We start from the raw sequence: 24,111 nt of genomic DNA, 5'->3' as shown, positions 1-24,111 counted from the left end.
GCGGGACGTCTCAGCTGGTGGTGGCCGCCGCCGAGGGGGTGGCCTTCTTGCAGCCCGGCTGCTTGGCCACGGCCTCCTTGACGTCGCCCTCCTCCAGCTTCTGCAGGGCGTCCACGGCGCCCTTGTACTGCACCGAGACCTCCTTCATCCGCTCGGAGACGTCGTCCAGGCCGGCGGCGAACTTCGACTGGTTCTTGGTGTCGAGCGCGTCGACCTGCTTCTTGAGGTCGGCGTAGGAGGCGGACAGGACGGTGAGCTTCCTGACGGCGTCCTGCTGCTTGGTCTTGCCGTCCTCCACGCCGGGGGGCGCCCCGGCGTTGTTGATGGTGGTGGCGCGCGCCTTGAAGCCGTCGGACAGGTCCTGGAAGGCCTTGGAGTCGGTCTTCTGGAGTTCCGCGGGCGGGCCGTCCTTGGCGGCCTTCGCCAGCGCGTCGAACGCCGCTTCGATCTTCGCCTGCTGCGCGGGCACGCTTGTGCAGACCTTCGCGGCCCAGGCGTCGAGCTCCTTGTTGTCCTTCTCGCCGCTGCTGCATGCCGTCAGCGCCATTGCGAGTACCGCACCGCCGGACAGTGCGGCCGCGAGCTTCTTGTTCACCGGATCGGTCCCTTCCATGGCTCTCGGCCCCGGAACATACACGCCGACACGGCCGCAACCCTAGAACAAATGACCGTTTTACTCACCTATCTCCCGCTTTACCCCTTGCGAGAGAAGGCTCACGGCGAGACGCGACGCACACAGCAAGCGGCGGGCGTACGGCGCACCAAACCGCGCCGTACGCCCGCCCGTTGGCCGGGTCCTGTCCTCCCCGGCTAGGAAACCACCGCCGGATCAGCCGACTTGGGCGACCGCTCGGCGTCGCTGTCGTCCCCGACCGCGATACCGCGCCGCTTGGAGACGTACACCGCGCCGACGATCACCAGGAGCGCGATCACCGCGACCAGGATCCTGACGCCGACGCTCTTGTCCGCGCCGTAGGAGAACTTGATGACGGCCGGGGCGATCAGCAGCGACACCAGGTTCATGACCTTGAGCAGCGGGTTGATCGCGGGGCCGGCGGTGTCCTTGAACGGGTCGCCGACCGTGTCGCCGATCACGGTGGCCGCGTGCGCCTCGCTGCCCTTGCCGCCGTGGTGGCCGTCCTCGACGAGCTTCTTGGCGTTGTCCCAGGCACCGCCGGAGTTGGCGAGGAACACCGCCATCAGCGTGCCCGCGCCGATCGCGCCCGCCAGATACGCGCCGAGCGCGCCGACGCCCAGGGTGAACCCGATGAAGATCGGTGCCATCACCGCGAGCAGCCCGGGCGTGGCGAGCTCGCGCAGGGCGTCCTTGGTGCAGATGTCGACGACCTTGCCGTACTCCGGTTTCTCGGTGAAGTCCATGATCCCGGGCTTCTCGCGGAACTGCCGCCGCACCTCGAACACCACCGACCCCGCCGACCGCGACACGGCGTTGATCGCCAGCCCCGAGAAGAGGAAGACGACCGCCGCGCCCGCGATGAGGCCGACGAGGTTGTTGGGCTGGGAGATGTCCATCATCAGGCTCATCGGCGCGCCGTCACCGGAGAGTTTCTCGCCGACGTCCCGCGCGCCGGTGGTGATGGCGTCGCGGTACGACCCGAAGAGCGCCGACGCCGCGAGCACGGCCGTGGCGATGGCGATGCCCTTGGTGATGGCCTTGGTGGTGTTGCCGACCGCGTCCAGGTTGGTGAGCACCTGCGCGCCCGCGCCCTCGACGTCGCCGGACATCTCGGCGATGCCCTGCGCGTTGTCGGAGACGGGGCCGAAGGTGTCCATGGCCACGATGACGCCGACCGTGGTGAGCAGGCCCGTGCCGGCCAGTGCCACCGCGAACAGCGCCAGCATGATCGACGTACCGCCGAGCAGGAACGCCCCGTACACCCCGAGCCCGATCAGCAGCGCCGTGTAGACGGCCGATTCGAGGCCGACGGAGATGCCGGCGAGGACGACGGTGGCGGGGCCGGTCAGGGACGTCTTGCCGATGTCCCGGACGGGCCGGCGGCTGGTCTCCGTGAAGTAGCCGGTGAGCTGCTGGATCACGGCGGCCAGCAGGATGCCGATCGCCACGGCGACCAGCGCGAGGACGCGCGGGTCGCCGTCCTTCGCCTGGATGGCCGCGTCGGTGACGCCGTCGAGGTCGGAGTACTTCGACGGCAGGTAGACGAAGACGGCGACCGCCACCAGCGCGAGCGAGATCACCGCGGAGATGAAGAAGCCGCGGTTGATCGCGCTCATGCCGCTGCGGTCGGCGCGGCGCGGGGCGACCGCGAAGATGCCGATCATCGCGGTGAGCACGCCGATCGCGGGCACCAGCAGCGGGAAGGCGAGCCCCGAGTCGCCGAAGGCCGCCTTGCCGAGGATCAGGGCCGCGACCAGGGTCACGGCGTACGACTCGAACAGGTCGGCGGCCATGCCGGCGCAGTCGCCGACGTTGTCGCCCACGTTGTCGGCGATGGTCGCGGCATTGCGCGGATCGTCCTCCGGGATGCCCTGTTCGACCTTGCCGACCAGGTCGGCGCCGACGTCGGCGGCCTTGGTGAAGATGCCGCCGCCCACCCGCATGAACATCGCGATGAGCGCCGCGCCGAGGCCGAAGCCCTCCAGGACCTTCGGCGCGTCGGCCGCGTACACCAGCACCACGCAGGAGGCGCCCAGCAGGCCGAGCCCCACCGTGAACATGCCGACGACGCCGCCCGTACGGAAAGCGATCTTCATGGCTTTGTGCGAGACGGTGGTGAGATCCTTTTCTGGCTCGCCTTCCGCGGGAGTCGCTTCCCGTGCCGCGGCGGCGACGCGCACATTACTGCGCACGGCCAGCCACATGCCGATATAGCCGGTGGCCGCCGAGAACGCCGCACCGATCAAGAAGAACACGGAACGCCCGGCACGCTGATTCCAGTCGTCCGCGGGCAGCAGCATGAGCAGGAAGAACACGACGACGGCGAATACGCCGAGTGTGCGCAGTTGCCGGGCCAGATAGGCGTTCGCGCCTTCCTGGACGGCCGCCGCGATCTTCCTCATGCTGTCGGTGCCCTCGCCCGCCGCCAGCACCTGGCGCACGAGCACGCCCGCGACCACGAGCGCGGCCAGTGCCACGACCCCGATGACCATCACGAGGATGCGGTTGTCATCGGTGAGTACGGCGGCTGCGAGGGCCGGGGAGTGGCCCAACTGATCTGTGGTGGAAAGCCCCGCCATTCGTCCTCCTTGACGCTTGGGCTGAGCTCAAGATGTGCACGGGATTGTAGGTACCCCGCGCTGATCAAAACAGGGCGCGGTAAACAGAATTAGTCTCCGCGTACAAGTAATGCCCTGAAAGCATTGAGCGCGGCTGTCGGCTGATCAAATGACCGCGACTGATCGTGAAGGAATTCACGAAATGCATCGCGGCCATTACGGCTTGTTTCCCGGGTGGCTCACCATGAACCACTGTAGGGGCGGGCACTGACATCCGCACATGACGAAGGGCCCCACGAGGGGGCCCTTCGGGTGGTCCTGCGGCGCAGGCGGCGGTCAGGCGAGCGCCGCCGCCGGGGGTGGGGTGGTCGGCCAGGTCATCCGGATCAGCCCGCCGTGCTCGCCGGTGGCGACCTCGACGTCGTCGACGAGGCCGCTGATGACCGCGAGGCCCATCTCGTCCTCCTCGGCCTCCGCCTCGGCGCCGTCGTCGGCCGAACCGCCCGGCACCTGGTGCGGCGCCTCGTCGCCGACCTCGATGGAGAACTGTTTCTCCTCCTCGATCAGCGCCACCTTCACCGGGGCGGTGACCCCGCTGAGCTGGTGCAGTCCGACGGCACGGGAGCATGCCTCGCCGACGGCGAGCCGCACCTCGTCGAGGACGGCCTCGTCCACTCCGGCCCTGCGCGCCACCGCTGCCGCCACCAGCCGGGCGGTCCTGACGTGCTCGGGAAGCGCGCTGAAGCGGAGTTCAACGGTGGCCATGCATCCCCCTCGGAACTACGGGCGTGCGGTGTCGGAGGGCCGGGCCGCCGAACGCCCGGTCCCCCTGCGATTTCAACCAGCCGTCCCGGGTCCAGGCCCGGGACACGGTCGTCAGTCGGTGGCCGCCACCGCTTCGTCGACCGAGGTGTGGATCGGGAACACCTTGGTCAGACCGGTGATGCGGAAGATCTTCAGAATGCGCTCCTGGTTGCAGACCAGGCGCAGCGAGCCCTCATGGGCGCGCACTCGCTTCAGGCCGCCGACCAGCACGCCGAGCCCGGTGGAGTCGAGGAAGTCCACGCCCTCCATGTCGACGACGAGGTGGAAATTCCCGTCGTTCACCAGCTCGACCAGCTGCTCGCGCAGCTTGGGCGCGGTATATACGTCGATTTCGCCACCGACCTCGACGACCGTACGATCGCCGACGGTACGGGTCGACAGGGACAGGTCCACGGATCCTCCAGCACCTTGCTATCGAGCGGTCGTCCCTCGGGACACCTCGGCTTGCAGCCCCAAGGACGGTTCGCCAGCCGCGATGGCATTCAATCACTTACCGGCAGGCGTGCACGACGCCTTGACTCCATTGTCCGTCACGCCAGTGACACACTCGGTGCCGATGGCCAAGAATCACCGACCCGATCAGCCCTCGGCGGAACCCGTGTCCAGCCCCGCACCGGGCACGGTCCTGGACCGGCTCGCGTCCGGGCCGAGCCGGGCGTCGCGCATCACTCATACGGAGCACTTGCCCCCGCGGGCGGGTCGCCATGCCGTCTGGCCGGACCGGATCCGCGCCGAGGTCATCGCGGCCGTGCAGGCCTGCGGGATCAAGCACCCCTGGGCCCACCAGGCAGAGGCCGCCGAGCACGCCCTGGACGGCGACTCGGTGGTCGTCGCCACCGGCACCGCCTCCGGCAAGTCCCTGGCCTACCTCGTCCCGGTGCTCTCCGCCCTCCTGGACGGCGCCGAGGCCCCCAACGGGCGCGGCGCCACCGCGCTCTACCTGGCCCCCACCAAAGCCCTCGCGGCGGACCAGTGCCGCTCGGTCAAAGAACTTTCACAAAATCTGGGCACGTCCGTTCGGCCGGCCGTGTACGACGGCGACACTCCGTTCGAGGAACGGGAGTGGATCCGCCAGTACGCGAACTACGTGCTGACCAACCCGGACATGCTGCACCGCGGCATCCTCCCCTCCCACCCCCGCTGGGCCTCCTTCCTGAAGTCGCTGAAGTACGTCGTCATCGACGAGTGCCACACCTACCGCGGCGTCTTCGGCTCGCACGTCGCCCAGGTCCTGCGCCGTCTGCGCAGGCTGTGCGCCCGCTACGGCGCCTCCCCCGTCTTCCTGCTGGCCTCGGCCACCGCGGCGGAGCCCGCGGTCGCAGCGCGCCGTCTGACCGGTCTGCCGGTCGTCGAGGTGGCCGACGACGCCTCCCCGCGCGGTGAACTGGTGTTCGCCCTGTGGGAGCCGCCGCTCACCGAGATGCAGGGCGAGAAAGGTGCACCCGTTCGGCGTACGGCCACCGCCGAGACCGCCGACCTGCTCACCGACCTCGCCGTGCAGGGCGTGCGCACGGTCGCGTTCATCCGCTCCAGGCGCGGCGCCGAGCTGATCTCCGTGATCGCCCAGGAACGCCTCGCCGAGGTCGACCGCTCACTGGCCCGGCGTGTCGCGGCGTACCGCGGCGGCTACCTCCCCGAGGAGCGGCGCGCCCTGGAGCGCGCCCTGCACTCCGGCGAGCTGCTCGGCCTCGCCGCGACGACCGCCCTGGAACTGGGCATCGACGTCTCCGGCCTGGACGCCGTCCTGATCGCCGGCTACCCCGGCACGCGCGCGTCCCTGTGGCAGCAGGCCGGCCGCGCGGGCCGCGCCGGGCAGGGCGCCCTGGCCGTCCTGATCGCCCGCGACGACCCGCTGGACACCTACCTCGTCCACCATCCCGAAGCCCTGTTCGACCGACCGGTGGAATCGACCGTCCTCGACCCGGACAACCCCTACGTCCTCGCCCCGCACCTGTGCGCCGCCGCCGCGGAGCTGCCGCTGACCGAGGACGACCTCGACCTGTTCGGCCCTGCCTGCGCGGACCTGCTCCCCCAGCTGGAGGCCGCGAGGCTGCTCCGCCGTCGCACGAAGGCCTGGCACTGGACCCGCCGGGAGCGGGCCGCCGACCTCACCGACATCCGCGGCGAGGGTGGCCGGCCGGTGCAGATCGTCGAGTCCGGCACCGGCCGCCTGCTCGGCACCGTCGACGCCGGCGCCGCGCACACCACCGTCCACGAGGGCGCCGTCCACCTCCACCAGGGCCGCACCTACCTGGTGCGCTCCCTGGACCTGGAGGACTCCGTCGCCCTGGTCGAGGAGGCGGCCCCGCCGTACTCGACGGTCGCCCGCGACACCACGTCCATCTCCGTCCTGGAGACGGACGTCGAAGTGCCCTGGGGCGAGGGCCGGTTGTGCTACGGCTCGGTGGAAGTCACCAACCAGGTGGTCTCCTTCCTCCGCCGGCGCCTGATCACCGGTGAGGTCCTGGGCGAGACGAAACTCGACCTGCCTCCTCGTACGCTGCGCACCCGCGCGGTGTGGTGGACGGTCACCGAGGACCAGCTCGACGAGGCCCGGATCAACCCGGAGATCCTCGGCGGCGCCCTGCACGCAGCCGAGCACGCCTCCATCGGCATGCTGCCGCTCTTCGCGACCTGCGACCGCTGGGACATCGGCGGCGTGTCGATCCCGCTCCACCCCGACACGCTCCTGCCGACGGTCTTCGTCTACGACGGCCACCCCGGCGGCGCGGGCTTCGCGGAGCGCGCCTTCCACACCGCCCGCGCCTGGCTGGCCGCCACCCGCGAGGCCATCGCCTCCTGCGAGTGCGACGCCGGCTGCCCGTCCTGCATCCAGTCCCCCAAGTGCGGCAACGGCAACGACCCACTGCACAAGAGGGGGGCGGTACGGCTCCTCACGGTGCTGCTGCGGGGGGCACCGGTGGAGGAGCCGGAGGGCCCGGCGGAGGAGGTGGGGGTGCCCCGGGACGAGCCGGGGGGCCCGGCGGAGGAGGCAGGGGTGCCCCGGGACGAGCCGGGGGCGCCCCGTACGCAGGAGGAGCCTGGGGCTCGGGGGGAGGGGGCGCCGCAGGGTCGGCGGGCCCCGCAGGGCCCGCCCGGGATCTGACCTCCGCGGCGAACGGCCCCCGTCCCGACGCCGCCGTCACCTCCGAGGTCTCCCCGACGATCGCGCACCGCACCAGCCGCGCCCCCTGCGCCCGCGCCACCTTCTCCGCCCGGGCGCAGGCCGCCGTGCCGCCCTCCGCCCAGTGGTCGGCGGCGGCGAGCGCGGCGAGGTCCGCGCCACCGGCCGCGCGGTGCCGGGCCACGACGGCCTGCCCGAGGGCGAGCAGCACGCCGAACACCACACAGAGCACGGTGATCGCACCCACGCTCCAGACGGTGGCGGAGCCGCGGTCCGACCGCCATCTGGTGGCCACACGAGCGCTCACGTGCAGGCGGGTCATGCTCCGGCCCCCACCGTCTCCTCCGCCAACGCCACCGCTTCCTCCCGCAGTTCGACGGAGAGCCCGTGCAGCAACGGCGGGCGGGCCACGACCGCCACCCGGACCTGGTCGCCCTCCCGCGTGACGGTGATCCGCGCGCCGCGCGGGGCGGTCTCGCGGGCCACCCGCAGCACCGCCTCGGGCGGATCCTGACGGGCCGCCGCGCGGGCCCCCGTGCGGGCCGCGTCCACGCACTGGATCTGGGCGGCGGCCACGAGCAGCCCCCACACCAGCCCCAGGGTGAACAGCACCAGCACGGGCAGCACCACCGCCGACTCGGCCGTCACGAACCCGGCGTCCCGGCCCCGGTCACACCTGCGCACTGAGCGCTCGATTCACCACGGCCTGCAACGCCTCGCCGACCGGTCCGCTGGTCACCACCTTGTAGAGCACGGCGGCGAAACCCACCGCCGCCAGCAGCCCCATCGCGTACTCGGACGTGGCCATGCCCGCGTCCCTCCGCGCCCCGCGCATCCTGCACACCAGGGCGCGCATCCGCGCCCGTACCGCCTTGTACATCTCAACCCCCGTGGGATTCGCCGTTATCGCACTTCTCAGTCGCTGTCGTTGTCGCTGTACACGTCGCTGTCGCCTCTGCCCTCTGCCCTCGGCCCTCGGCCCTCGGCCGGTGCCTACGTCATCCACCACCCCCTTCCAGCACCTCACCGGCGAGTCCGATCACCACGGGCAGGACGCCCACCGCGATGAACGCGGGCAGGAAGCACAGCCCCACCGGCGCGGTGACCGTGACGGCGGCCCGTCTCGCGCGTTCCGTGGCGGTGCGGGTCCAGCCGGCCCGGGCGTCGGCGGCTAGCCGGGCGACCGGGCCCGCGGCGGGCAGTCCCGTCTCTCCGGCCCGCTCCAGCAGCCGGGCCAGTGGTTCGGCACCCGGCAGGGCGCCCAACCTTCGCCAGGCCTCGGCCGGTTCGCCGCCGAGCCGTACCTCAGCCGCACCGTGGGCCAGCGCGTCGCCCACCGGTCCGCCGACCGCCTCGCCGACGGCCCGGGCGGCGACGACCGGTCCGGCGCCCGCGGCGATGCACGCGGCCAGGAGATCGGCGGCGAGCGGGAGTTGGCGTGCCGCCCGCTGCGCGTCGGCCTTCTCGGCGGAGCCGTCGGCCGCCGCCTGACGCTGGCGCCACCACCCGAGTACGACGGCACCGGCGCTTCCCACCGCCACGCCCGCGACCCCGCCGACGAGCACCCACCCGGCGCCCACCACGCCCACCACGGGCAGCCACCGCCACACGCCTCCCCGCACCCGCAGCCGGGGACCGGCAGCGACGGTCCGCAGGCCGAGCAGTTCGGCCACGCGCCGCCGTGTCCGTCGTCTGCGCCGCGCCTCCTCCAGCCGCGACGCCGCCCATCCGAGTAGGAGCACGATCCCCACCGCCACCCCCAGCCTGTGGACAACTTCCGCGCTCATGCCACGCCCTCCGCCCGTCGTACGATCCGCAGCGCCCACCACAGCCCGGCGCCCTCCAGCAGGCCACCGACCAGCAGGCAGCCGAGGCCCGCCGGGGTGTGGAGCAGCACGTGCAGCGGGTCCGCGCCCATCGCGGTGCCGAGGAGCAGGCCGAGCACCGGTAGCGCGGCGAGCATCACGGCGGTCGCCCGCGGGCCCGCCAACTGGGCTCTCAGGTCGGCACGCTGATCCCGCTCGGCGCGCAGGGCGGCTTCGAGCCGGTCGAGCCCGGCCGCGAGTCCCGCGCCCTGGTCCACGGCGACCCGCCAGCAGGCCGCGAGGCCCAGCAGGCCGTCGGCGCCCGGTTGCCGCGCCGCCTGGGCGAGCGCGGCGGGGACGTCGCCGCCGAACCGTGCCGCGGCCAGCACCGCCGCCTGGGCCTCGCCGAGGCCCCCGGAGTCGCGCGCCGCCCGCAGCAGCGCGCCGCCCGGCTGCCGCCCGGACCGCACCTCCCCCGCCAGGGCCGCGCAGAGCGCGATGACCGCGTCGGCACGCCGCTCCCGGGCGCGCCGTGCCTCGGCGGCCCGTCGCACCCGCCTCAGCAACGGCACTCCTGCCATCCCCGCGAGGACGGGCAGCACCGAGGCACCCAGCACGGCGAGGACCAGCCCGGCGACGACCGACCACCACTCCGGGCGCCAGCGCCCGCGGATCCGCCGCAGTTCCTCGGCGACGTCCGGCCAGGTGGGCGGCCCGGGGACCACGACACCACCGCCCGCCAGCACCAGCCGCGCCCGTCGCGCCCCGAACCCGCCGCCGCTCAGCAGCAGCGCCGCCACGCCCAGACACGCCACGGCCGCGCTCCAGGACGCCCCGGCCATACCGCCGGCCCCCGCGCCCCACACCCCGGCACCACTCCCCCCGGCGCCCCACGGCACCGCACCCGCACCGCTCAGTCCGGCGCCCCACGGCGTCTCATCCATGACGCCGCTCCTCACCGACAGAGCGAGGCCAGCCCGCCGAGCCCGGCAAGTCCGCCGCGTCCGCAGAGCCCACCGAGCCCTCAGCGCCCCGCGAGCCCCTGACACCCCCAGAACCCTGCAAGCCCCGCGAGCCCCCGACACCCCCGGAACCCCCGGAACCCTGCAAGCCCCCCGAACCCGTCGTCTCCTCTCCCGAGCCCACCGTCACCGCCCCCTGCCCCCGAAGCAGCCCCCGCAGCCGCTCCCAGCGGGGCTCCCGCACGAACGCCTCCTCGCCCCACCGCAGTGCCGGTACCGTCCGCACCAGCCCCGACGAGTCCCGTTCGAGGACGTGCACCTCGGCGATGCGGCGCCGTCCGGTGCGGTCGCGGACGAGGTGCAGCACCACGGACAGGGCCGCGGCCAGCTGGCTGTGCAGGGCGGCCCGGTCCAGCCCGGCTGCCGTGCCGAGCGCCTCCAGGCGGGCCGGCACGTCACCCGCGGCGTTGGCGTGGACCGTGCCGCAGCCCCCTTCGTGGCCCGTGTTCAGGGCGGCCAGCAGATGGACGACCTCCGGGCCGCGCACCTCGCCGACGACCAGCCGGTCGGGCCGCATGCGCAGCGCCTGCCGGACCAGGTCCTCCAGGGTGACGAGACCGGCGCCCTCCTGGTTGGCGGGCCGGGTCTCCAGGCGGACGACGTGCGGGTGGTCGGGGCGCAGCTCGGCGGAGTCCTCGGCGAGGACGATTCGCTCCCCCGGCCCGACGAGCCCCAGCAGCGCGCTGAGCAGGGTGGTCTTGCCGCTGCCGGTGCCGCCGCTGATCAGGAACGACAGCCGCGCGTCGACCAGCGCCCGCAGCAGCCGGTCCCCGCCCGGCGGCACGGTGCCCGCCGCGACCAGTTCGGCGAGGGTGAAGGCACGCGGCCGTACCACCCGCAGTGACAGGCAGGTGCAGCCGACGGCGACCGGGGGCAGCACCGCGTGCAGCCGGGTGCCGTCCGGCAGCCGGGCGTCGGCCCACGGGTGGGCGTCGTCGAGCCGGCGTCCGGCGACCGCGGCGAGGCGCTGGGCGAGGCGCCGTACGGACGCCGCGTCGGGGAAGGACACCGGGGCCCGTTCCAGGCCGCCGCCGCGGTCGGTCCAGACCCGGTCCGGTGCGGTCACCAGGACGTCGGTGACCGACGGGTCGGCGAGCAGGGGCTCCAGAGGGCCGGTGCCGACCAGTTCGGAACGCAGCCGTTCGGCCGTGCCGAGGACTTCCCGGTCGCCGAGCACCCGTCCCTGTTCGCGCAGCGCCTGCGCCACGCGCGCGGGGGTGGGTTCCGCTCCGCTCGCGGCGAGCCACTGCCGTACGCCGTCGAGCAGGTCGGGTGTGGCCGTGGGGGTGAGGCCGGTCATACGCCACCTGCCTCGACCAGGGCGCGCTCCCAGAACTCCTTGCAGAAGCGGGCGAGCGGGCCGCGCGGGGCCGCGCCGGGCGGTGCGCTGCCCTCGCGGGGGCGCAGCAGGGCCGGCTCGACGGGTACCTCTCCGGCCAGCGGGAGGTGCAGCAGGCGGGCGACTTCGCGGTCGTCGAGTCCGGGCGTGTAGGGCGCGCGGACCGCCACGCGCAGATCGCGCAGGACCATGCCGACGGCGGAGGCGATCCGGCCGGCCGCGGCGACGGCGCGCAGTTCGCCGGGGACGACGAGGAGGGCGAGGTCGAGCTGGGCGAGGACCTCGGTGACGCCGCCGTCGATGCGGCGGGGCAGGTCGACGACGACCGTGCCGCCCCGGCGCCGGGCCGCGGCGAGCACCGCCCGTACGGCCTGGGGCGGAACGTCGATGCGGTCGCCCCGGTCCCAGCTGAGGACCCGCAGGGAGTGCAGCTCGGGCAGCGACTCCTCCAGGGCGCCGCCGCCGACCCTGCCGCGGGAGGCGGCGAAGGCGGGCCAGCGCAGGCCTTCGGCGGTCTCACCGCCAAGCAGGACGTCGAGTCCGCCGCCGAGCGGATCCGCGTCGACGAGCAGGGTGCGCAGGCCCTCCCGCGCGGAGGTGACGGCGAGCGCGCAGGCCAGCGTGGAGGCGCCTGCGCCGCCGCGTCCGCCGATGACGCCGACGGTGAGGGCGGGCCGGCCGACGCCCTCGGCGACGTCGGCGATGCGGTCGACGAGCCACTGCTCCCCGTCGGGGAGCATCAGGACGTGGTCGGCGCCGATCTCGACCGCTCTGCGCCAGACCCCGGAGTCGTCCTGGTCGCGGCCGACCAGCACCACGCCGCGGCGGCGGACGGCCCCGCGGACCCGGCCCGCGGCGTCGTCGCCGACCAGGACGAGGGGTGCCGCCTCCCAGTTCCCCCGGGGTTCCGGCAGGCCGTGGTGGACCTCGGGTGTGGCGCCGGCGGCCGCGCACAGGCGTAGCAGGTCGTCGAGGAGTTCGGCGTCCTCGGTGACGATCAGCGGCCGGCCGGGCCGGCCTCCGGTGGCGGGCGGCGGGTCGTGTGTGACGGTTCCGGGCACGGTTTGCTTCCCCCTTCGCTGCGTGTCGCGCGGCCCCTGGGGCCCCGCGATTCCCAAACGTGTGAAGAACCGGCAAGCGGCCTCCATATGAACGGCCGACGGAAACCGGCCATACGCGTCCGGCAATCGGATCCGGCCGGAACTGGCCGTCGGCCGGACGCGTTGGGAATCACGGTGCAGCGATCCCGGAAATCGTGTGGATCTTGGTCGATAACTGTGGACAACTCGGTGGTTGTGAATATCGCCGTCACCCAAACCGGTGACCCCTGTACTGGTGCGTGTACGACTTCCACAGAGCAGCCCACTGACTACACAGCGTTAGGGATCATGGGCATGACGGAAGGGCCGGACCCTGTGGCCCGGCGCGTGCGAGGACTGCGGAGAGGGGGAGGAGCCCCATGAGAAACCCACCCGGACATGCGACGACCCCCGCCGGGGGGGAGAGCGGGGGTCGTCTCCACGGCCGACTCGGGGGGGGAGGAGTCGGACCGGGTTAGCACGGTCGCGAACGATCCGTGACTTCCATGGTGTACCCGAGAGGCCTCTCAGGCAAACCCACGCGCCCACCTTACGCCGAATGGGCTGCACCTATGCTCAGGGGCGTGGAAAACCACTCCTTGCCCCGCACAGCGGCCTTCTTTGATCTGGACAAGACGGTCATTGCGAAGTCGAGCACGCTCACCTTCAGCAAGTCCTTCTACCAGGGCGGACTGATCAACCGCCGAGCCGTGCTGCGTACCGCATATGCCCAGTTCGTCTTCCTCGCGGGCGGCGCCGACCACGACCAGATGGAGCGGATGCGCGAGTACCTCTCGGCGCTGTGCCGCGGGTGGAACGTGCAGCAGGTGAAGGAACTCGTCGCCGAGACCCTGCACGACCTGATCGACCCGATCATCTACGACGAGGCCGCCTCCCTCATCGAGGAGCACCACACCGCCGGACGGGACGTCGTGATCGTGTCCACGTCGGGCGCGGAGGTGGTCGAACCCATCGGCGAACTGCTCGGCGCCGACCGGGTCGTGGCCACCCGCATGGTCGTGGGCGAGGACGGCTGCTTCACCGGCGAGGTGGAGTACTACGCCTACGGCCCCACCAAGGCGGAGGCGATCAAGGAACTCGCCGCGTCCGAGGGGTACGACCTCGCCCGCTGCTACGCCTACAGCGACTCGGCGACGGACCTGCCGATGCTGGAGTCCGTCGGGTACCCGCACGCCGTGAACCCGGACCGCGCGCTGCGCCGCGAGGCCGTCGCACGCGGGTGGCCGATCCTCGACTTCCACCGCCCGGTCCGGCTCAAGAAGCGCATTCCGGGACTGTCGGTGCCGACGCGTCCCGCGCTCGTCGCGGCGGTCGCCGTCGCGGCCGCGGCGGCGACAGCGGGCCTCGTCTGGTACGCGAGCCGGCGCCGCCCCGCGAGCGCGTGAGCTGTCCCGTTTGGGCAGTGTTTGAGGGCAAAAGTAAAGAAGCGCGGGCTGGGCTTTCGCTTGCCGGGGTCCTGGAGTACAAAGGATTCAACGGCCCGCGAGACCAAGGACATCCGAGAGGATCACCTTCACCAACGCATCTGGCCCCACGGACCGAGCATGAACACCGGGCACCCACGCGACGTCGACCCGTCGATTACGGGCCAGCCGCACCAGGTGACGGGCAAAGACCCCGACCTGATGGGCATGAATCGAGGACGCTTGGTACCCCGGTGAGCATGCCAGCGGCGGTACGAGGATTCGTACCGCCGCATTTTTCCGTCCCGGGGATGTCAGGCGGCGCCGCGCTGGAGCGCCTCGCAGACCGCCGTCGACTCGCGCGCCCCCAGCTCGACGGCGCGACCGCAGTGGGCGATCCAGGCCGCCATGCCCTCGGGCGTGCCGGAGACATAGCCGTCCAGCGCCGCCAGGTACGCCGCCCGGCCCAGCTCCGCGTGGCCCACCTCGGCGGGGCAGATCGACTTGGGGTCGAGACCGCTGCCGACCAGGACGATGCGCTCGGCGGTGCGGGCGATCAGCCCGTTGTGCGAGGCGAAGGGCCGCAGCGCGAGCAGTTCGCCGTGCACGACCGCGGCCGTCACCAGCGCCGGGGCGGAGCTGCCCGCGATGATCAGCTCGGCCAGCCCCTCCAGCCGCCCGGAGACCTCCGCCGCGTTCGGCAGCGCCAGCTCCACCAGCGGCTCGTCGACGCTCTCGCCCTCCTGCCGGGGCCGGCCCACCTCGTCGCCCTGGGTCGCCGCCGCGACCAGGTGCAGCCGGGCCAGCACCCTGAGGGGCGACTGCCGCCAGATGGACAGCAGCTGGCCGGCCTCGGCGGTCAGCCGGAGCGCCGCGCCCACCACGCGCGCCTCGTCGTCGCCGGAGAAGTCGCTACGCCGCCGCACCTCCTCCAGCGCCCAGTCGGCGCCCGACAGCGCCGCGGAGCCGCGCGCCCCGCGCAGCGCCGCCTCGGAGGTGATCTCGTTGCTGCGGCGCCGCATGATCCGGTGCCCATAGACCCGGTCCACGGCCTTGCGTACGGACTCCACGGACTCCGGCACTCCGGGCAGGGTGCCCAGGGCCGCGAGGGGGTCGGCGGTCGCGCCTGTCGTACTCATGAGTACGACAGTACGCACCCCCGGCCCGCACCCCACGAAGGAGTGGTCTTCTTCACGTCCGGCTGCCACCTACAGCTACCACGCCACTACGCTTGGTGAACATGAAAATTGCTTTCGTCGGGAAGGGCGGCAGCGGCAAGACCACCCTGTCCTCCCTGTTCATCCGCCACCTCGCGACCACCGGCGCACCCGTCGTCGCGATCGACGCCGACATCAACCAGCACCTCGGGGCCGCGCTCGGCCTGGACGAGGAGGAGGCCGCCGGGCTGCCCGCGATGGGCGAGCGGCTGCCGCTGATCAAGGACTACCTGCGCGGCTCCAACCCGCGCATCGCCTCCGCCGAGACGATGATCAAGACGACGCCGCCCGGCGAGGGCTCGCGGCTGCTGCGGGTGCGGGAGACCAACCCGGTCTACGACGCCTGCGCCCGGGAGGTGGAACTCGACGGCGACGCCGTCCGTTTGATGGTCACCGGCCCCTTCACCGAGGCGGATCTCGGGGTCGCCTGCTACCACTCCAAGACGGGAGCGGTGGAGCTGTGCCTGAACCACCTGGTGGACGGGCGCGACGAGTACGTCGTGGTGGACATGACGGCGGGCTCGGACTCCTTCGCCTCCGGCATGTTCACCCGTTTCGACATCACGTTCCTCGTCGCCGAGCCGACCCGGAAGGGGGTCTCCGTCTACCGCCAGTACAAGGAGTACGCCCGCGACTTCGGCGTCGCCCTGAAGGTCGTCGGCAACAAGGTGCAGGGCCAGGACGACCTCGACTTCCTACGCGCCGAGGTCGGCGACGACCTGCTGGTGACCGTCGGGCACTCGGACTGGGTGCGCGCCATGGAGAAGGGCCGCCCGCCCCGGTTCGAGCTGCTGGAGGACGCCAACCGCCGCGCCCTGCACCGGCTGCAGACGGCCGTCGACGAGACGTACGAGCTGCGCGACTGGGACCGCTACACGCGCCAGATGGTCCACTTCCACCTGAAGAACGCCCGGTCCTGGGGGAACGAGCGCACCGGAGCCGACCTGGCGGCGCAGGTCGACCCCGGTTTCGTGCTCGGCGAGAGCGTCACCGCCCCGGCGTGACGCCCGCTACTGCCGACCCGCCGGCGCCCCGGGCGCGCCCTTCGGGGCCGGGGCGGGGCGGGTCGACAGGAAGGACTCCCAGCCCTGCTTCGGGGCCTCGCCGACCTGCAGGCTGCGCAGCTTGGCCAGGACCTGCGGGTCCTGGGCGTCGAGCCAGTCGGCGAGCTGCCGGAAGGAGACACAGCGCACGTCGGGCTTGTTGCAGACGGTCTCGACGACCTCCTCGACGGCCCGCATGTAGGTGCCGCCGTTCCACGACTCGAAGTGGTTGCCGATGACCAGCGGGGCGCGGTTGCCGTCGTAGGCCCGCCGGAAGCCGCTGAGCAGGCCGTCACGCATCTGGTGGCCCCAGTAGTCGTACTTGGCGGGGTCGCCCTGGGTCTTGGTGCCGGACTGGTTGACCATGAAGTTGTAGTCCATGGTCAGCTGCTCGTAGGAGTGGCCCGGGAAGGGCACGAGCTGCATGGACAGGTCCCACAGGCCTTCCTTCTTCTTCGGCCAGACCTGGTTGTTGACGCCGCTGGTGTCGTAGCGGAAGCCCAGCTCGCGGGCGGCCCGCATGAAGTTGCGCTGGCCCTCCAGGCAGGGGGTGCGGGCGCCGATCAGCTCCTTGTCGTAGTCGAAGGGCAGCGGTGCCGCGTCCGTCAGACCCGTGTTGGTCTTCCAGGTCTTGACGAACTGCTTGGCCTGAGCGATCTCGTCCTTCCACTCCTCCACCGACCACTCGCCGACGCCGCCGCCCTTGCCGCAGAAGTGGCCGTTGAAGTGGGTGCCGATCTCGTTGCCCTCCAGCCAGGCCAGCCGCAGCTGCTTGACGGTGTCGGCGATGCCCTGCTCGTCGTTGAAGCCGATGTCGGAGCGGCCAGGTGAGTGCTGCGGCGGCCGGTACAGGTCGCGCTTCTCCTCCGGCAGCATGTACACCCCGCTGAGGAAGTACGTCATGGTCGCGTTGTTCTCCTTGGCGACCTCGCGGAAGTGGGAGAACAGCTTCTGGCTGTCCTCGCCAGCGCCGTCCCAGGAGAACACGACGAACTGCGGGGGCTTCTGACCCGGCTTCAGCCGCTCGGGCCTCGGCAGATGCGGCTGCGCCCCGGTGAACGCGGTCGATCCGTCGCCGATCAGCCGGACCACGTGCTTCGGCGCGGGGGCCGGCTTCGCCTTCTGCGGCCCCGGAGCACCGTCCCCGGCGCCACCGGGACCACCGGGCCCCGTCGTGCAACCGGCCAGCGATGCGGCAACTGCCGCGGCGATTACGGCGCCCGTGGCGATCCTTGCGGTGGCGGCCATCTTCCGCCCACCTTCTTCCTTCTCTCGAGGCCAACGCCGGTGAAGCGTCTTGTCGGTGATGTGCCGGGACGTGCCGACAGCGCCGTCAAGGTCGCATGGACGAGAGAAGGGATTAGTACGACAAGCCGATCAAATTGCCGCTTCACTCCAAGGAGTGGGCTTTTAACCCATTTGCACCGAAAATCCATGCCCGGCCTTTACTCTGCATTACGATCCGTTTACCGAGCGTTGATTCATCCCGCCGCTGTACGCCGTGACCCACGGCCGCGACCCGACCCCCGCCGACACGCGGGGGCCCACCAGTTCCGCGACCGCGCTGCCCCGGAGGAGACGGGAACATGTCAGCCTGCACCCCCACACGCCCTTCCGACCCGACCCCCACCCACCGCGCCCACCCGCCGCACAGCCCGCCCCCGGCCCCGCGCCGGCGCTTCCGCGTCGCGGGCGAGGACGTGTCCGCCTCGATCGCGGTGTTCCTGATCGCGCTGCCCCTGTCCCTCGGCATCGCCCTCGCCACCGGCGCCCCCCTGCAGGCCGGCCTCGTCGCCGCGGCCGTCGGCGGACTCGTCGCCGGACGGCTCGGCGGCAGCCCGTTGCAGGTCAGCGGGCCCGCCGCGGGCCTCACCGTCGTCACCGCCGACCTCATCCAGCGCTACGGGTGGCGTACGACGTGCGCCATCACCGTGCTGGCCGGCCTGGCTCAGCTCGGCCTGGGCTGCCTGCGGGTGGCGCGCACCGCGCTCGCCGTGAGCCCCGCCATCGTGCACGGCATGCTCGCCGGCATCGGTGTCACCATCGCCGTCGCCCAGCTGCACATCGTCCTCGGCGGCAGCCCGCAGAGCTCCGTGCTCGACAACGTACGGGCGCTGCCCGCCCAGTTGGCCCAGCTGCAACCGGCGGCGGTCGCGGTCAGCGCGCTGACCCTGACCCTGCTGCTGCTCTGGCCGCGGCTGCCCGGCCCGGCCGGACGCCTGCTGCGCAAGCTGCCCGCGCCACTCGTCGCCGTCGCCGGCGCCACCGCGACCGCGTCGCTCACCGGTCTGACCCTGCCCAGGGTGGAGCTGCCCTCCTGGCGCAGCCACGCCCTGGCCGGCCTCCCGGAGGGTCCGGCGCTCGGCCTCGTCGCCGCCGTTCTCACCATCACGCTGGTGTGCAGCGTGCAGTCACTGCTCGGCGCGGTCGCCGTGGACAAGCTGGTCGCCTCCCGGTCGGGCCCCGCGGTCCGGGTCCACCGCTCCGACCTGGACCGCGAACTGCTCGGTCAGGGCGCCGCCAACATCGTCTCCGGGGCGCTCGGCGGGCTGCCGGTCGCGGGGGTGGCGGTGCGCAGCACGGCGAATGTGAACTCGGGTGCCGTGAGCCGGAACTCCACGATGCTGCACGGCGTTCTCGTAGTAGTCGCCGCGCTGCTGATGGTCCCGGTCCTGGAGTTCATCCCGCTCGCCTCGCTCGCCGCCCTGGTGATGGCCGTCGGCATCCAGATGGTGTCCCTGCACCACATCCGCACGGTGACGCGCCACCGCGAGGTGCTGGTGTACGCCGCCACCACCCTCGGCGTGGTCCTCCTCGGCGTCCTGCAGGGCGTGGCGCTGGGGATCGCCGTCGCCGTCGCCACCGCCCTGCACCGCCTCACCCGCACCCGCATCACCCATGACGAGCAGGAAGGAGTCCATCACGTCCGAGTCCGAGGCCAGTTGACGTTCCTCGCGGTGCCACGGCTGAGCCGGGCCCTGCATCTCGTACCCCATGGCGCCCACGCCGTCGTGGAGTTGGACGGGTCGTTCATGGACCACGCGGCGTACGAGGCCTTGCAGGACTGGCAGAAGACGCACACCGCGCAGGGCGGCACCGCCGAGTTCACCGGCCGCCGTGGCGGGCTCTCCCTCACGCCGGGGGACCAAGCCGACGCCTCCGGGATGACCGAGGTGACCGGACCGGCCGAGGTGGCGGGACCGGCCGGGCTGTCCGCCGCCACCGGCTGCCGCTGCCGACCCTGGACGCCCTGGCGCAACCACCAGTGCGAGGGCCCGCCGACCACCCTGGAGTCCGCACTGCCCGCCACCGCCGACGCCGGAGCCACCCCCGGCGCGGGCACCGGCGCCGACACGGACACCAGCACCGGCACCGGCACCGGCAAGCAGCCGGACGGCCGCCCGGCCGCTCCCCCCACCCCCGGTCGGGGCGGGCACCGGCTGGCCCGGGGCATCAGCGCCTTCCAGCGCAACACCGCGCCCCTGGTGCGGGGTGAGCTGGCGCGGCTGGCCCGGGAGGGACAGCGGCCGTCGCAGCTCTTCCTGACCTGCGCCGATTCGCGGCTGGTCACGTCGATGATCACCTCCAGTGGTCCGGGCGACCTGTTCGTGGTACGCAACGTCGGCAACCTGGTGCCGCTGCCGGGTGCGGAGAGCGGCGACGACTCGGTGGCGGCCGCCATCGAGTACGCCGTCGAGGTGCTGCAGGTGCGGTCCATCACCGTGTGCGGGCACTCCGGGTGCGGGGCCATGCAGGCGCTGCTCGGCTCCGAACCGGGCGGGGCGCAGACGCCGCTGCGGCGGTGGCTGCGGCACGGGCGGCCGAGCCTGGAGCGGATGGCGGACGACAGCCGTCCGTGGGCCCGGCTGGCCGGGAGGCGGCCGGCCGACGCGGTGGAGCAGCTGTGCCTGACCAACGTGGTGCAGCAGCTGGAGCACCTGCGGGCGCACGAGTCGGTGGCGCGGGCGCTGGCCGCCGGGGCGCTGGAGCTGCACGGGATGTACTTCCACGTGGGCGAGGCGCAGGCCTACCTGCTCACCGGGGCCGAGGAGGAGCAGGTGTTCGATCACGTGAGGGAGGAAGACGACGTGGCGGTGTGAACCGGACAGCCGCTGCGAGCCGAACAGTCGGCGCGGCACGGCCCGGGTTCGGGGCGCCCCAGCCCCGGCCCGGGCCGGTCAGCCGTACGGAGGAGTGTGAAGCGCGTTACAGGCGTTGAACTCACCCCCGGCCTGGTCCGTGGGTACGGATGACCTCGGAACACCGCCACGGAACAGCATCCACGACAGGTCTAAACCAATTTCCTGTCGACCCTTGTCATCGGCCCCCCGGGTCTGATGAGCTGTGGCCTGGGACACAACGGACACCCTGGGAAAGGGAGATGTCGTGAGCAACGAAAGCCTGGCCAACCTCTTGAAGGAGGAGCGACGCTTCGCGCCGCCCGCTGACCTGGCCGCGAACGCCAACGTCACGGCAGAGGCGTACGAACAGGCCAAGGCTGACAGGCTCGGCTTCTGGGCCGAGCAGGCCCGCCGGCTGACCTGGGCCAAGGAGCCGACCGAGACGCTGGACTGGTCGAACCCGCCGTTCGCCAAGTGGTTCAAGGACGGCACGCTCAACGTCGCGTACAACTGCGTCGACCGCCATGTGGAGGCCGGGCACGGCGACCGGGTCGCGATCCACTTCGAGGGCGAGCCCGGCGACAGCCGCGCCATCACCTACGCCGAGCTGAAGGACGAGGTCTCCAAGGCGGCCAACGCGCTGCTGGAGCTGGGCGTGCGCAAGGGCGACCGGGTCGCCGTCTACATGCCGATGATCCCGGAGACCGCGATCGCGATGCTGGCCTGCGCCCGGATCGGCGCCGCCCACTCGGTGGTCTTCGGCGGTTTCTCCTCCGACGCGCTCGCCACCCGGATCCAGGACGCGGACGCGCGGGTCGTCGTCACCGCCGACGGCGGCTGGCGGCGCGGCAAGCCGTCCGCGCTCAAGCCCGCCGTGGACGAGGCGATCGAGAAGGCGGGCAACGTCGAGCACGTGCTCGTGGTGCGCCGTACCGGCCAGGACGTCGCCTGGACCGAGGGCCGTGACCAGTGGTGGCACGACCTGGTGGACCGCCAGCCGGCGGAGCACACCCCGGAGGCGTTCGAGGCGGAGCACCCGCTGTTCATCCTGTACACGTCCGGTACGACGGGGAAGCCGAAGGGCATCCTGCACACCTCCGGCGGCTACCTCACCCAGACCGCCTACACCCACCACGCGGTCTTCGACCTCAAGCCGGAGACGGACGTCTACTGGTGCACGGCCGACGTCGGCTGGGTGACCGGGCACTCCTACATCGTGTACGGACCGCTGGCCAACGGCGCCACCCAGGTGATGTACGAGGGCACCCCGGACACCCCGCACCAGGGGCGCTTCTGGGAGATCGTGCAGAAGTACGGGGTCACCATCCTCTACACGGCGCCCACGGCCATCCGTACGTTCATGAAGTGGGGCGACGACATCCCCGCCAAGTTCGACCTGTCCTCCCTGCGCGTCCTCGGCTCCGTCGGGGAGCCGATCAACCCGGAGGCGTGGATCTGGTACCGCAAGCACATCGGCGCCGACCGCACGCCGGTCGTGGACACCTGGTGGCAGACCGAGACCGGCGCGATGATGATCTCCCCGCTGCCGGGTGTCACCGAGGCCAAGCCGGGCTCCGCGCAGCGCCCGCTGCCCGGCATCTCGGCGACCGTCGTCGACGACGAGGCGAACGAGGTGCCCAACGGCGGTGGCGGCTACCTGGTGCTGACCGAGCCGTGGCCGTCGATGCTGCGCACGATCTGGGGCGACGACCAGCGGTTCATCGACACGTACTGGTCCCGCTTCGAGGGCAGGTACTTCGCCGGTGACGGGGCGAAGAAGGACGACGACGGCGACATCTGGCTGCTCGGCCGGGTCGACGACGTCATGCTCGTCTCCGGGCACAACATCTCCACCACCGAGGTGGAGTCGGCGCTGGTCTCCCACCCGTCCGTCGCCGAGGCGGCCGTGGTCGGCGCGGCCGACGAGACCACCGGTCAGGCGATCGTCGCCTTCGTGATCCTGCGCGGTACGGCGTCGGAGGACGAGAGCCTGGTCAACGAGTTGCGCAACCACGTCGGCGCCACCCTCGGGCCGATCGCCAAGCCGAAGCGGATCCTGCCGGTGGGCGAGCTGCCCAAGACCCGCTCCGGCAAGATCATGCGCCGTCTGCTGCGGGACGTCGCGGAGAACCGTGCCCTGGGCGATGTCACCACCCTGACCGACTCCACCGTGATGGAGCTGATCCAGGCCAAGCTGCCCGCCGCGCCCAGCGAGGACTGACCCGGCACAGCGCACCGAGGGGCACCCGGCGACGCCATGCCGGGTGCCCCCGTTGCGTATAGCGTGAAGATCACCTGTCCCGGTGGCCGCACGTTAGGTAACCTAAGCAAAACAACAGTGAGTCGAGGTGCGCCGGGAAGTCTGGTCGGCATGTGTTCCGTGCTGCCCATCGACCGGAGGTCTCCCCCGTGACCGCGCCCCGTACGACCACCCGCAGCGGCAACCGCAAGGTGCTCGGGCGGCTCTCCCTGCCGGAGCGGACCTTCGTCACCGACGCGCTGCGCACCGAGACGGTCGGCGGTGTCCTCCTGCTCGTCGCCGCGATCACCGCGCTGGTCTGGGCGAACATCCCGGCACTGCACTCCGGCTACGAGAAGACCGCGCACTTCCACTTCGGCCCCGAGGCCCTAGGGCTGCACTTGTCCGTCGCCCACTGGGCCGCCGACGGCCTGCTGGCGATCTTCTTCTTCGTCGCCGGCATCGAGCTGAAGCGCGAGCTGACCGCCGGTGACCTGCGCGATCCCAAGGCCGCCGCGCTGCCCGTGGTGGCGGCGCTGTGCGGCATGGCGGTGCCCGCGCTCGTCTACACACTCACCAACGCGGCCGGCGGCGGTTCCCTCGCGGGCTGGGCGGTGCCGACCGCCACCGACATCGCCTTCGCGCTCGCCGTGCTGGCCGTCATCGGCACTTCGCTGCCCAGCGCGCTGCGCGCCTTCCTGCTCACCCTCGCCGTCGTCGACGACCTGTTCGCGATCCTCATCATCGCGGTCTTCTTCACCTCCGACCTCGACTTCCTCGCCCTCGCGGGCGCCGTCGTCGGCCTCGCCCTCTTCTGGGCGCTGCTGCGGTGGGGCGTGCGCGGCTGGTACGTGTACGTGCCGCTCGCGCTGGTGATCTGGGGGCTGATGTACAACAGCGGCGTCCACGCCACCATCGCCGGCGTCGCGATGGGCCTGATGCTGCGCTGCACGCCCCGCGAGGGCGAGGAGCACTCCCCCGGCGAGCACATCGAGCACCTGGTCAGACCGCTGTCGGCAGGGCTCGCGGTACCGCTGTTCGCGCTGTTCAGCGCGGGTGTGCCGGTCGACCACCACGCGCTCGCGGAGGTGTTCACCCGACCCGAGACGCTCGGCGTGGTCCTCGGACTCGTCGTCGGCAAGACGGTCGGCATCTTCGGCGGCACCTGGCTCACCGCACGCTTCACCCGGGCGTCCCTCAGCGAGGACCTGGCCTGGGCCGACGTCTTCGCGGTGGCCTCGCTCGCCGGCATCGGCTTCACCGTGTCGCTGCTCATCGGCGAGCTGGCCTTCGAGGGCGACGCCGTACTGACCGGCGAGGTCAAGGCCGCCGTACTGACCGGCTCCCTGATCGCCGCCGTCCTCGCCACGGTCCTGCTGAAGATGCGGAACGCCAAGTACCGCAAGCTGTGCGAGACCGAGGAGCGCGACGAGGACCGCGACGGCATCCCGGACATCTACGAGGAGGACCAGCCGGAGTACCACCTGCGGATGGCCGACCTCCTGGAGCGCAGGGCCGCCGAGCACCGCAGGATCGCCGGCGAGATGACCGCCGCGCGGCACGCGCCCACGGAAGTGACGGGCGGGGCGGGCAAGGAAGGCGACCGTCCGGCATGATCTGACGGGACGGTACAAAAGGACGGAGCCCGCGCGGCCAGGAGGCGCACGGACACCGACGC

The 24,111-nt window shown here is 72.2% G+C and carries 18 protein-coding genes and 1 pseudogene; 6 read left to right on the top strand and 13 right to left on the bottom strand.

Going from position 1 to position 24,111, the window contains the following annotated elements:
* Window positions 1-10: 10 nt before the first annotated feature.
* From IE308_RS26085 to bldG, 4 genes are all read right to left on the bottom strand, one after another.
* Window positions 11-613: a small secreted protein gene (locus IE308_RS26085; RefSeq protein WP_190219760.1), complete on the bottom strand. Its 603-nt coding sequence runs from the start codon at window positions 611-613 to the stop codon at window positions 11-13.
* Window positions 614-810: 197 nt separating this feature from the next.
* Window positions 811-3,216, bottom strand: a complete 2,406-nt coding sequence (locus IE308_RS26080; RefSeq protein ID WP_190219759.1) for a sodium-translocating pyrophosphatase — start codon at window positions 3,214-3,216, stop codon at window positions 811-813.
* Window positions 3,217-3,531: 315 nt separating this feature from the next.
* The gene (locus tag IE308_RS26075; RefSeq protein ID WP_110629520.1) at window positions 3,532-3,960 is read right to left on the bottom strand and encodes an ATP-binding protein; all 429 of its coding nucleotides are present in this window, start codon (window positions 3,958-3,960) and stop codon (window positions 3,532-3,534) included.
* Between the two features lie 111 nt (window positions 3,961-4,071).
* On the bottom strand, window positions 4,072-4,413 hold the full coding sequence (gene bldG, locus IE308_RS26070; protein ID WP_009189842.1) for an anti-sigma factor antagonist BldG: 342 nt from the start codon (window positions 4,411-4,413) through the stop codon (window positions 4,072-4,074).
* An 82-nt stretch (window positions 4,414-4,495) separates the two neighbouring features.
* Between bldG and sftH the strand changes: the two genes are divergently transcribed.
* On the top strand, window positions 4,496-7,126 hold the full coding sequence (gene sftH / locus IE308_RS26065) for a DEAD/DEAH box helicase (protein ID WP_229909089.1): 2,631 nt from the start codon (window positions 4,496-4,498) through the stop codon (window positions 7,124-7,126).
* Window positions 7,127-7,166: 40 nt separating this feature from the next.
* On the opposite strand, the pseudogene IE308_RS26060 reads toward sftH, so the two are convergent.
* From IE308_RS26060 to ssd, 7 genes and pseudogenes are all read right to left on the bottom strand, one after another.
* Window positions 7,167-7,466 (bottom strand): annotated as a pseudogene (locus IE308_RS26060) (Rv3654c family TadE-like protein); the annotation flags it as partial.
* Window positions 7,463-7,828: a TadE family type IV pilus minor pilin gene (locus IE308_RS26055; RefSeq protein ID WP_190219757.1), complete on the bottom strand. Its 366-nt coding sequence runs from the start codon at window positions 7,826-7,828 to the stop codon at window positions 7,463-7,465. The gene IE308_RS26055 and the pseudogene IE308_RS26060, both read right to left, overlap by 4 nt.
* Window positions 7,815-8,024: a DUF4244 domain-containing protein gene (locus IE308_RS26050; protein ID WP_110629517.1), complete on the bottom strand. Its 210-nt coding sequence runs from the start codon at window positions 8,022-8,024 to the stop codon at window positions 7,815-7,817. Before IE308_RS26050 ends, IE308_RS26055 begins: the two co-directional genes overlap by 14 nt.
* 118 nt (window positions 8,025-8,142) lie before the next feature.
* Window positions 8,143-8,931, bottom strand: coding sequence for a type II secretion system F family protein (locus tag IE308_RS26045; RefSeq protein ID WP_190219756.1), 789 nt, complete (start codon window positions 8,929-8,931; stop codon window positions 8,143-8,145).
* Window positions 8,928-9,791, bottom strand: coding sequence for a type II secretion system F family protein (locus tag IE308_RS26040; protein WP_190219860.1), 864 nt, complete (start codon window positions 9,789-9,791; stop codon window positions 8,928-8,930). The genes IE308_RS26045 and IE308_RS26040 overlap by 4 nt, the downstream gene beginning before the upstream one ends.
* 94 nt (window positions 9,792-9,885) lie before the next feature.
* Window positions 9,886-11,271, bottom strand: a complete 1,386-nt coding sequence (locus tag IE308_RS26035) for a TadA family conjugal transfer-associated ATPase (RefSeq protein WP_229909087.1) — start codon at window positions 11,269-11,271, stop codon at window positions 9,886-9,888.
* Entirely contained in the window at window positions 11,268-12,371 is a 1,104-nt protein-coding gene (ssd, locus tag IE308_RS26030; RefSeq protein WP_190219755.1) for a septum site-determining protein Ssd, read from the bottom strand. Before ssd ends, IE308_RS26035 begins: the two co-directional genes overlap by 4 nt.
* A 590-nt stretch (window positions 12,372-12,961) precedes the next feature.
* Here ssd and IE308_RS26025 point away from each other — a divergent pair.
* Window positions 12,962-13,795: an HAD family hydrolase gene (locus IE308_RS26025; RefSeq protein WP_110629513.1), complete on the top strand. Its 834-nt coding sequence runs from the start codon at window positions 12,962-12,964 to the stop codon at window positions 13,793-13,795.
* 332 nt (window positions 13,796-14,127) lie between these two features.
* Here the strand turns inward: IE308_RS26025 and IE308_RS26020 are convergent, their stop codons facing one another.
* Window positions 14,128-14,952, bottom strand: coding sequence for a Fic family protein (locus IE308_RS26020; protein ID WP_190219754.1), 825 nt, complete (start codon window positions 14,950-14,952; stop codon window positions 14,128-14,130).
* A gap of 101 nt (window positions 14,953-15,053) precedes the next feature.
* Here IE308_RS26020 and IE308_RS26015 point away from each other — a divergent pair, with 101 nt between their 5' ends.
* The gene (locus IE308_RS26015; RefSeq protein WP_190219753.1) at window positions 15,054-16,034 is read left to right on the top strand and encodes an ATP-binding protein; all 981 of its coding nucleotides are present in this window, start codon (window positions 15,054-15,056) and stop codon (window positions 16,032-16,034) included.
* 6 nt (window positions 16,035-16,040) lie between these two features.
* On the opposite strand, the gene IE308_RS26010 is transcribed toward IE308_RS26015, so the two are convergent.
* Window positions 16,041-17,321, bottom strand: a complete 1,281-nt coding sequence (locus IE308_RS26010) for a polysaccharide deacetylase family protein (RefSeq protein ID WP_190219752.1) — start codon at window positions 17,319-17,321, stop codon at window positions 16,041-16,043.
* 338 nt (window positions 17,322-17,659) lie between these two features.
* Here IE308_RS26010 and IE308_RS26005 point away from each other — a divergent pair, with 338 nt between their 5' ends.
* From IE308_RS26005 to nhaA, 3 genes are all read left to right on the top strand, one after another.
* A complete protein-coding gene (locus IE308_RS26005) occupies window positions 17,660-20,173 on the top strand; it encodes a bifunctional SulP family inorganic anion transporter/carbonic anhydrase (RefSeq protein ID WP_190219751.1) in 2,514 nt (837 codons plus the stop codon).
* 286 nt (window positions 20,174-20,459) lie between these two features.
* Window positions 20,460-22,415, top strand: coding sequence for an acetate--CoA ligase (gene acs, locus IE308_RS26000; protein ID WP_190219750.1), 1,956 nt, complete (start codon window positions 20,460-20,462; stop codon window positions 22,413-22,415).
* 188 nt (window positions 22,416-22,603) lie between these two features.
* On the top strand, window positions 22,604-24,049 hold the full coding sequence (nhaA, locus tag IE308_RS25995; protein ID WP_190219749.1) for a Na+/H+ antiporter NhaA: 1,446 nt from the start codon (window positions 22,604-22,606) through the stop codon (window positions 24,047-24,049).
* The last annotated feature ends 62 nt before the right edge of the window (window positions 24,050-24,111 follow it).

This window comes from Streptomyces griseosporeus (assembly GCF_014656055.1).
In the GTDB taxonomy this organism is placed as follows: Bacteria; Actinomycetota; Actinomycetes; order Streptomycetales; family Streptomycetaceae; genus Streptomyces; species Streptomyces griseosporeus.
This window is presented reverse-complemented; position numbering and strand designations above follow the sequence as displayed.

Coding starts and splice junctions, on each gene's coding strand:
- sftH (WP_229909089.1), top strand. CDS start 4,496: ATGGCATTCAATCACTTACCGGCAGGCGTGCACGACGCCTTGACTCCA.
- IE308_RS26045 (WP_190219756.1), bottom strand. CDS start 8,931: ATGAGCGCGGAAGTTGTCCACAGGCTGGGGGTGGCGGTGGGGATCGTG.
- IE308_RS26080 (WP_190219759.1), bottom strand. CDS start 3,216: ATGGCGGGGCTTTCCACCACAGATCAGTTGGGCCACTCCCCGGCCCTC.
- IE308_RS26020 (WP_190219754.1), bottom strand. CDS start 14,952: ATGAGTACGACAGGCGCGACCGCCGACCCCCTCGCGGCCCTGGGCACC.
- IE308_RS26010 (WP_190219752.1), bottom strand. CDS start 17,321: ATGGCCGCCACCGCAAGGATCGCCACGGGCGCCGTAATCGCCGCGGCA.
- IE308_RS26050 (WP_110629517.1), bottom strand. CDS start 8,024: ATGTACAAGGCGGTACGGGCGCGGATGCGCGCCCTGGTGTGCAGGATG.
- IE308_RS26075 (WP_110629520.1), bottom strand. CDS start 3,960: ATGGCCACCGTTGAACTCCGCTTCAGCGCGCTTCCCGAGCACGTCAGG.
- IE308_RS26015 (WP_190219753.1), top strand. CDS start 15,054: ATGAAAATTGCTTTCGTCGGGAAGGGCGGCAGCGGCAAGACCACCCTG.
- IE308_RS26035 (WP_229909087.1), bottom strand. CDS start 11,271: ATGACCGGCCTCACCCCCACGGCCACACCCGACCTGCTCGACGGCGTA.
- IE308_RS26085 (WP_190219760.1), bottom strand. CDS start 613: ATGGAAGGGACCGATCCGGTGAACAAGAAGCTCGCGGCCGCACTGTCC.
- IE308_RS26040 (WP_190219860.1), bottom strand. CDS start 9,791: ATGGCCGGGGCGTCCTGGAGCGCGGCCGTGGCGTGTCTGGGCGTGGCG.
- IE308_RS26025 (WP_110629513.1), top strand. CDS start 12,962: ATGCTCAGGGGCGTGGAAAACCACTCCTTGCCCCGCACAGCGGCCTTC.
- IE308_RS26005 (WP_190219751.1), top strand. CDS start 17,660: ATGTCAGCCTGCACCCCCACACGCCCTTCCGACCCGACCCCCACCCAC.